Source organism: Vibrio sp. OPT46, assembly GCF_015163535.1.
Taxonomy (GTDB): domain Bacteria; phylum Pseudomonadota; class Gammaproteobacteria; order Enterobacterales; family Vibrionaceae; genus Vibrio; species Vibrio alginolyticus.
The window spans coordinates 7,414-16,002 of record NZ_JADDYG010000298.1 but is presented as its reverse complement, the minus strand read 5'-3'; the positions used below and the strand labels follow the sequence as shown (position 1 = coordinate 16,002).

Below are 8,589 nucleotides of genomic sequence, written 5' to 3'. Positions count from 1 at the left end.
CATGCGTATTACTTACGTGCGATGCCTCCTCATGAAGAAGCCACTCACTTGCAACTAGCGAGAGAAATTGGCTTGAATGTTCAGCAATTCAAGAATGACATGGATGGCTCTTTCTTAGAGGGTGTGTTCGAAGATCAATTGAGCCTTGCAAAGAGCCTAGGTGTGAACTCTTACCCTAGCTTGGTTCTTAAAATTAACGACGCTTATTTTCCGATTGCCATCGATTACCTGTCGACAGAACCAACCTTGAAGCTGATTCGTGAGCGTATTATTGACAATATGCCAGCGCAATAACCTCAGTTATGAATAACAAAAAGCCGCTCATTGAGCGGCTTTTTCGTAACTAAATGTATATCCATCCAAACAATAGTATTAAAGCACCATTGCTGCAATCCAACCAAAGATGATTAGAGGGATATTGTAATGGATAAAGGTTGGAACGACTGTTTCCCAAATGTGCTCATGTTGACCGTCGGCATTTAGACCAGATGTAGGGCCTAATGTAGAGTCAGAAGCTGGAGAGCCTGCATCACCTAACGCAGCTGCAGTACCTACCAGTGCAATCGTTGCCATCGGCGAGAAGCCGAATGCTAGCGCAAGAGGAACATAGATAGTTGCAAGGATTGGAATCGTAGAGAACGATGAACCAATGCCCATTGTTACTAATAGACCAACGATCAGCATCAGTAGTGCAGCTAGAGGCTTATTGTCACCGATGCTGGTTGATAGCGATTGTACTAGTGTTTCAACACCGCCAGTTTGCTTCATTACTGCTGCAAAACCTGCCGCTGCAATCATGATGAAGCCAATCATTGCCATCATGTGTACACCTTTAGTGAACACGTCGTGCGTCTCTTTCCATGCGATAACGCCGCCGAAAGTGAACACCATAAAGCCAGCTAGAGCACCGATAATCATTGAACCCGTGTAAAGCTGAACACCCAAAGCAGCGACAATACCAAGTGCCGCAACTAAGATGTGCTTTTTATTGATGACGTGATCGGTTTCGTCAACGACAGTCAACTCAGTTTCTTTGTAGACACGCGGTTTACGATAGCTCACAAAGATAGCCAGTAATAGACCAAACAGCATTCCTGCACCTGGCAGTAACATGGCGGTTGGGACTTGGCTTGCAACCACGTTTTCCAAACCGTTGTCATGTAGGTTCTTTAATAGAATGTTGTTTAAGAAAATACCGCCGAAACCAACAGGTAAGATCATGTAAGGTGTGATCAAACCGAAGGTAAGAACACACGCGACCAAACGTCGGTCGAGTTTAAGTTTCGCAAATACGCCCAAAAGAGGTGGAATCAAAATTGGAATAAAGGCGATATGGACCGGAATTACGTTCTGAGATGACATAGTGACAAGAACGAGCGCGACTAACACCGCGTACTTTAACCCGGTAGTTGACGCCGAGTTTTCTTTACCATTTAAGCGCTTGATAACACTTTTGGCCAGTAGATCCGTGATGCCTGATTTTGAGATGGCAACAGCGAAAGTACCTAACATGGCGTAGCTTAGCGCGATAGTTGCACCGCCACCTAGACCACTTTCAAATGCGGCAACCGTATCCCCAAGGCTCATGCCTGCGACTAGGCCGCCTACGATGGCACTAAACGTGAGGGCAACCACCACGTTTACGCGCATCAATGCTAACACGAGCATGACGCACACTGATATAACGACAGGATTCATACTTTTCCTAATATGTTGTGTTTACTTATTATTCTTCGTCGACAAGCGGCCAACCGCCGAGGGCCTTCCATTTGTTGACAATACCGCAGAATAATTCTGCTGTTTTTTGTGTATCGTAAAGCGCAGAGTGTGCTTCACGGTTATCAAATTCCATCCCGGCTGTTTTGCATGCTTTAGCGAGAACTGTTTGGCCATAAGCAAGGCCACTTAATGTAGCCGTATCAAAAGTAGCAAAGGGATGAAAAGGGACTCTTTTTAGTTTACAGCGTTCATTTGCCGCATTTACAAAACCCAAGTCGAATGCTGCGTTATGAGCAACCATAATTGCACGTGAGCAATCTGCGGCTTTTTGTTCTTTGCGAATAAGCTTATAAATTTCCTTTAGCGCCTCTTGCTCAGAAACAGCACCTCGAAGAGGGCTGAAAGGGTCACGAATACCATTGAATTCAAGCGCTTCTTTTTCTAAGTTAGCGCCTTCAAATGGTTCCACATGAAAATGAATGGTGGAGGCCGGATGCAACACGCCATGTTCGTCCATTTTCAACGTAACGGCACAGATTTCTAAAAGTGCATCAGTTTGAGCATTGAAACCAGCGGTCTCAACGTCTACTACCACAGGGAAATAACCACGAAAGCGTTTTTTCAAGGTTAGAGCTTCATTTTCTAGTGTCATGTTGGCTTATTTTTGTGTGACGAAGGCTGCATTATTGCAGATTATACCGATGAGAAAAACCGCAATTTAAGAGAAAACCGGAATTCTATTTTGCATCCAATCAATAAGTTTGTATTGCATATTATGTAGACGTTTATTCGCCATACTTTGCATCATGTAAACCGATAAAACATGAGGAAGTAAAACGCTAAGTGGCGGTTAAGGTGATTGGAACACGGTGGCTCACATTAATGGCAGTGTGACAGATAACCCTATATTGGCGAGATTTTTGCATGCCGGTTGAAGTAATTTTATTGATGCAAATTGACGGCAACAGACTGCCGTTTAAGAGACAGTATTAGATGAAGAAATGGCTGATTACCAGTGGTGTTGTATTTTCGTTGTTTAGCACAAGCAGCTTCGCTTTGATGGGCAAACGTTATGCTGCAACTCCACAGCAATCTCAATGGGAAATGGTGGTCAATACACCACTAGAATGTCAGCTTGTACACCCCATTCCAAGCTTTGGAGATGCGGTATTTTCATCTCGTGCAAATAAAAAAATCAATTTAGACTTTGAGTTAAAAATGCGTCGTCCGATGGGAGAAACACGTAACGTCAGTCTCATTTCTATGCCGCCACCTTGGCGACCAGGTGAACACGCCGATCGAATTACAAACCTAAAGTTTTTTAAACAGTTTGATGGTTATGTCGGAGGGCAAACAGCATGGGGTATGTTGTCTGAGCTGGAAAAAGGCCGTTATCCGACTTTTAGTTACCAAGATTGGCAGAGCCGAGATCAGAGAATTGAAGTCGCATTGTCATCAGTACTGTTTCAAAACAAGTACAACGCGTTTAGCGACTGTATTTCCAACTTATTGAAATACAGTTTCGAGGACATTGCTTTTACGATTTTGCACTACGAAAGACAAGGTGATCAGTTAACCAAGGCTTCTAAAAAGCGTTTATCACAAATTGCAGATTATATCCGACATAATCAAGATATCGATCTCGTGCTGGTGGCGACGTACACAGATTCAACCGATGGTAAAAGTGCGAGTCAAAGTTTATCAGAGCGACGTGCAGAGTCACTTCGTGATTACTTTCAGTCTCTAGGGCTACCGGAAGATCGAATTCAAGTGCAAGGGTACGGCAAGCGTCGTCCTATTGCAGATAACGGTTCGCCAATAGGAAAAGACAAAAACCGCCGAGTCGTGATATCTCTAGGGCGAACCCAAGTGTGATGCATATAAAAACGCCGAAGCTGAAAGCTTCGGCGTTTTTGATTTACTGACGTTGTTAATAATATTTTAGTGGTATTTTGCCAAGCACCTTTCGGTGATTCTTGCTGTATAATTTGAATGTTAGTTTAAGCGGAATTTGGCAATGACTTCGCAATTGGTTGCGGTATCTATTTTTTCAACCTGTTTGGCAATAGCCGGATTAGGGTGACGCTTCATAAAGTCTATCAACGCCTTAGTACAGCATCCTATCGAGTCGATAAAGCTTGCACACTCTTTATTTGGGCATTGTGGGATAAGTGTTAAGACTTTCTCAGAGGCCAGTTGAAGGTATTTGAGTTCATAGTCAGTATCTCCAGCCCAACGCCAGAACTGAGCTAAGTTATGACAAGAAATCACAGAAATTAATAATCGCTCGTCCGCCTCAATTTCCACACATTCGCTGATATCTTCACTCAGGCTTAGGGCTTGCTGGTAATGAAGAATGCTGCGAACAGGGTCATCTAGTTGAAGTGCCGTATCGGCTAGAAGTGTGTGTTTTTCCCATTCACTGATCATTATCGTAATCCCGCATATCGAAGTTGCGGATAAATCTAAACGATAACTATTATCAAGTAAAGAGTTTTGTTTATAAAAGGACAGGCAGATCGCAGACCTGCCTGTAATCGGAGTTCAACTTGCAGTACAAGTGATTATTAGAAGTGCCGCTTAGCCTTCAAGACCTGCTGAAGCTTGCTTGTTTTGAATAAGCTCAATCATATAACCATCTGGGTCTTTTACGAATGCAATGTGCGTGCTTCCGCCTTTTACTGGACCTGGCTCACGAGTCACATTACCGCCCGCCGCTTTGATAGCGTCGCAAGTTGTGTAGATATCATCAACACCAATGGCGATATGACCAAAAGCAGTACCTAGGTCATACTCAGTTTTACCCCAGTTGTAAGTCAGTTCGATCACTGCACCTTGGGATTCGTCACCATAACCAAGAAACGCTAGCGTGTATTCGTACTCTTTATTTTCGTTAGTACGAAGCAGCTGCATGCCCATAACTTCAGTGTAAAACTTGATGGATTTGTCTAGATCACCTACGCGAAGCATAGTGTGGAGAATTCGACCGTTTGACATTTTTTGCTCCTAGCTTTGATTTACAAATAGCGTTAGCTATCTGGGTATACTTTCTCTTTATATTCGCACAAATCTTCGATAATACAGCTACCGCAGCGAGGCTTTCTTGCTACGCACGTATAACGACCATGAAGAATGAGCCAGTGGTGCACATCGAGTTTGAACTCTTTTGGCACAACTTTTAATAGCTTTTGCTCGACATCATCAACCGTTTTGCCCATTGCAAACTTAGTACGATTCGACACGCGATAAATGTGCGTATCGACGGCAATGGTTGGCCAACCAAAAGCGGTGTTGAGCACGACGTTTGCGGTCTTGCGACCTACGCCTGGTAGCGCTTCTAACGCTGCACGATCTTCAGGAACTTCACCATTGTGTTTTTCCAACAAGATCTTACAAGTCTTGATTGTGTTTTCTGCCTTTGAGTTAAACAAACCGATGGTCTTTATGTATTCTTTTAAGCCATCGACTCCCAAATCAAGAATGCTTTGAGGTGTATTCGCTACAGGGAAAAGCTTGTCGGTGGCTTTATTGACGCTTACATCGGTTGCTTGAGCTGATAGTAATACAGCGATTAGCAGCTCAAAAGGGGAGCTCCAGTTAAGCTCAGTTTGAGGATTCGGATTGTTTTCTCGTAATCGCTCAAGAATTTCGATTCTTTTTATTTTGTTCATTGCTGACTTCCAATACCGTCTCTGCGGTTTATGAAAAAGGCTCCTATGACAGAGCCTTATCTTGTTATGCGTTAGTGACGCGAGCACGTTCTATGGTTGGTTTTTCTTCTTTTGGTTGACGTGCCTGAATTGAATTATCTATGACATTTTTGAGCGCTATCAACAGCCCAACACCGATAAATGCACCAGGTGGGAGAAGCGCTAACAGGAAGCTATTGTCAAATTGGAAAACTTGAATCCGTAGAGCTGAAGCCCAGTCTCCTAGGAGAAGGTCTGCTCCGTCGAATAGTGTGCCATTACCAATTAATTCGCGCATGGCACCTAAAACAACCAAGACGCTCGTCATACCAAGGCCCATCCACAAACCATCTAGCGCAGCGGGTGCAACATCATTTTTTGACGCGTAAGCTTCTGCTCGGCCAATAATAATACAGTTCGTTACAATCAGAGGAATAAAGATACCTAGAGACAGGTACAAACCGTACGCATAGGCATTCATTAACAACTGAACGCAGGTAACGAGTGAGGCAATGATCATCACGAATACAGGTATACGGATCTCTTTTGGCACATAGTTACGAATAAGAGAAACCGTGACGTTGGATCCAACTAGCACGAGTAAGGTTGCAATACCAAGACCTAATGCATTGGTTATCGTGGAAGAAACCGCTAGCAGTGGACATAAGCCCAGCAGTTGTACGAGAGCGGGGTTATTACTCCACATACCGTTTTTCATCAGTAATTTATTCTCATTCATTACTGCTCTCCTTCACAGCCTAACGGCTGGCTAAGAATGTCTTCACGAGATTGGTTTACGTAGTTAACGGTATTTCGCACGACTTTTACGACGGCTCTTGGCGTGATCGTTGCACCAGTAAATTGATCGAAATCTCCGCCATCTTTACGAACTTTCCACGAATTCCAATTGTTTTCCGTGACTTGTTTTCCTGTAAAGCTCAGGATCCAGTCTGTGACACGAAGATCGATTTTATCGCCCAGACCAGGGGTTTCTTGGTGGTTTAGGACGCGTGTCCCCAAAATATTGCCCTGATTATCAATCCCAGTAATTACTTTTATCTCACCATTGTAGCCATCTGGCGCGATAGATTCTATTGCGATTGCTGTTGGTTCACCATTCTTCGTGGCGAGGTAGGCTGGCATCGCACGTAATGTCCCCAGATCTGGAGACGTGACCATTGTACAAGCTTGCGCGAGTGCGTTGTCATGCATGTTTTCTGGAATGACTTGATTCAAAACAGAAAGTAATTGTTTTTGCTCTTGTACCTTGATTTGGTCTTTTGTTAGGTACTGAGTAAGGGCGACTAATCCGGTTGTTGCACATGCAAATATCGCGAGTGTCAGACCATTTTTTCTAATAGCGGTTAACATGTTTACCTCAGTGACCGTAAGTTCTAGGTTTGGTGTAGTAATCGATCAGTGGCACACACATATTTGCAAGCAACACTGCAAATGCAACACCATCTGGGAAACCGCCCCAACTGCGAATGATAAAAACCAAAGCACCAATAAGCGCACCGAAGATTAAACGTCCTTTGACGGTGGTAGACGCCGAAACGGGATCGGTTGCAATAAAGAATGCGCCAAGCATGGTTGCACCAGATAACAAGTGTAAAACTGGCGACGCAGTTTCCCCTGGCGTCAGCAACGTGAACACTAGGCTAAACAGAGTCAGACTCGCAAGGAAACCTGCTGGAATATACCATTGGATGATACGCTTTTTGATCATGACTATCCCGCCAAGAAGGTAAGCAAGGTTTACCCATTGCCAACCAATACCACCTAAGCCATCAAATATTGGCTGCGACATTACTTCGCTTGGAGTGGCACCTGTAAGAATGCCAGTCTTAAATGCATCAAGTGGTGTCGCCATTGTCACACCGTCAACACCTGAGCGAACTTGCTGAAGTGATAAGCCGTCGTAATCATAGCCCGTAAAAATTAAAGAGAGTGTATCTGCAAAATTTACATGATCAGGTATGAGTGATGTCGGTGCACTCCAACTCGTCATTTGTACTGGGAAAGAGATCAACAAGACCACATAAGCGACCATTGCAGGGTTGAATAAGTTTTGTCCAAGGCCACCATAGAGGTGTTTAGCGATTACTATCGCAAAAATAAGCCCGATCACCATAATCCACCACGGAGACCATGGTGGTATAGCAACGGCTAATAACCAAGCGGTAACTATTGCACTGTTATCACGTAGCGCTCTCATTGGTGAGCGTTTACGACAGATCATGACTAAGGCTTCAAGGGATACAGCGACTGCAATGGCAAAAATCAGCTGAATAAGCGTACCCCAACCAAAGAAGTAGGTTTGAGCTACTAAACCTGGAAGTGCGCAAAGTGCCACCCATTTCATTAAGTCTGGCGTACTACGACGACTGTGGGTATGCGGTGAACTGGCAATAAAAAACGACACTACTCGTTCTCCTCAGTATTATTTTTATTAGCTTCTTGTTGCGCTTTGCGTGCCTTCGCGCGCGCAATTGCTGCGGCAACCGCGGCTTTCTTCGGATCCACTTCTGGTTCTTCGGAGGTTGCTTCTTCAACAGGCTCTGTTTGCGTTTCTTGCTTAGCTTTACGCGTTTTGGCACGTGCAATGGCAGCTGCCACGGCGGCTTTTTTCGGATCTTCGGTTTGCTCGGCAGGTGCTTCAGCTTCTTCCGCTTCAGTTGAGTCTGCTTGTTTCGCTTTACGAGCCTTCGCGCGCGCAATTGCTGCGGCAACCGCGGCTTTTTTCGGATCCACTTCTGGTTCTTCAGAAGTTGCGTCTTCAACAGGCTCAGTTTGCGTTTCTTGCTTCGCTTTACGTGCTTTGGCACGTGCAATGGCAGCTGCCACGGCGGCTTTCTTCGGATCTTCGGTTTGCTCGGCAGGTGCGTCAGCTTCTTCCGCTTCAGTTGAGTCTGCTTGTTTCGCTTTACGCGCTTTGGCACGTGCAATGGCAGCAGCCACTGCGGCTTTCTTCGGATCGTCGGTTTGCTCAGCAGGTGCTTTAGCTTCTTCCGCTTCGGTTGAGTCTGCTTGCTTCGCTTTGCGCGCTTTGGCTCGAGCAATTGCAGCGGCAACTGCGGCTTTTTTCGGATCGTCGGTTTGCTCGGCAGGTGCTTCAGCTTCTTCCGCTTCAATTGAGTCTGCTTGCTTCGCTTTACGTGCTTTGGCACGTGCAATCGCA

The 8,589-nt window shown here is 44.9% G+C and carries 10 protein-coding genes and 1 pseudogene; 2 read left to right on the top strand and 9 right to left on the bottom strand.

Features of this window, described 5'->3' with window-relative positions:
- On the top strand, nt 1–294 hold a 294-nt coding region (locus IQR33_RS13460; RefSeq protein WP_193843764.1), incomplete at its 5' end, for a DsbA family protein.
- Nucleotides 295–372: 78 nt separating this feature from the next.
- Here IQR33_RS13460 and IQR33_RS13455 read toward each other — a convergent pair.
- Nucleotides 373–1,698 carry a Na+/H+ antiporter family protein gene (locus tag IQR33_RS13455; RefSeq protein ID WP_017821192.1) on the bottom strand — a complete coding sequence of 442 codons (1,326 nt, stop codon included), beginning with the start codon at nt 1,696–1,698 and terminating at the stop codon, nt 373–375.
- Nucleotides 1,699–1,726: 28 nt separating this feature from the next.
- Nucleotides 1,727–2,371: a ribonuclease T gene (gene rnt / locus IQR33_RS13450; protein WP_005384888.1), complete on the bottom strand. Its 645-nt coding sequence runs from the start codon at nt 2,369–2,371 to the stop codon at nt 1,727–1,729.
- A 341-nt stretch (nt 2,372–2,712) separates the two neighbouring features.
- On the opposite strand from rnt, the gene motY reads away from it, so the two are divergent.
- Nucleotides 2,713–3,594 carry a flagellar protein MotY gene (gene motY, locus IQR33_RS13445; RefSeq protein WP_104975503.1) on the top strand — a complete coding sequence of 294 codons (882 nt, stop codon included), beginning with the start codon at nt 2,713–2,715 and terminating at the stop codon, nt 3,592–3,594.
- Between the two features lie 120 nt (nt 3,595–3,714).
- Here motY and IQR33_RS13440 read toward each other — a convergent pair whose 3' ends face one another.
- From IQR33_RS13440 to IQR33_RS33030, 7 genes and pseudogenes are all read right to left on the bottom strand, one after another.
- Complete coding sequence (locus tag IQR33_RS13440; protein WP_005384886.1) at nt 3,715–4,149, bottom strand: DUF2753 domain-containing protein; 435 nt, start codon at nt 4,147–4,149, stop codon at nt 3,715–3,717.
- Nucleotides 4,150–4,299: 150 nt separating this feature from the next.
- On the bottom strand, nt 4,300–4,716 hold the full coding sequence (gene gloA / locus IQR33_RS13435; RefSeq protein WP_005380739.1) for a lactoylglutathione lyase: 417 nt from the start codon (nt 4,714–4,716) through the stop codon (nt 4,300–4,302).
- 32 nt (nt 4,717–4,748) lie between these two features.
- The gene (gene nth, locus IQR33_RS13430) at nt 4,749–5,390 is read right to left on the bottom strand and encodes an endonuclease III (RefSeq protein WP_005380743.1); all 642 of its coding nucleotides are present in this window, start codon (nt 5,388–5,390) and stop codon (nt 4,749–4,751) included.
- A gap of 64 nt (nt 5,391–5,454) precedes the next feature.
- Nucleotides 5,455–6,147: an electron transport complex subunit E gene (locus IQR33_RS13425; protein WP_005380745.1), complete on the bottom strand. Its 693-nt coding sequence runs from the start codon at nt 6,145–6,147 to the stop codon at nt 5,455–5,457.
- Nucleotides 6,147–6,779: an electron transport complex subunit RsxG gene (rsxG, locus tag IQR33_RS13420; RefSeq protein WP_193837606.1), complete on the bottom strand. Its 633-nt coding sequence runs from the start codon at nt 6,777–6,779 to the stop codon at nt 6,147–6,149. Before rsxG ends, IQR33_RS13425 begins: the two co-directional genes overlap by 1 nt.
- Nucleotides 6,780–6,786: 7 nt before the next feature.
- Complete coding sequence (rsxD, locus tag IQR33_RS13415; protein WP_005390256.1) at nt 6,787–7,833, bottom strand: electron transport complex subunit RsxD; 1,047 nt, start codon at nt 7,831–7,833, stop codon at nt 6,787–6,789.
- A pseudogene (locus IQR33_RS33030) lies at nt 7,833–8,589 on the bottom strand (electron transport complex subunit RsxC); the annotation flags it as partial. The gene rsxD and the pseudogene IQR33_RS33030, both read right to left, overlap by 1 nt.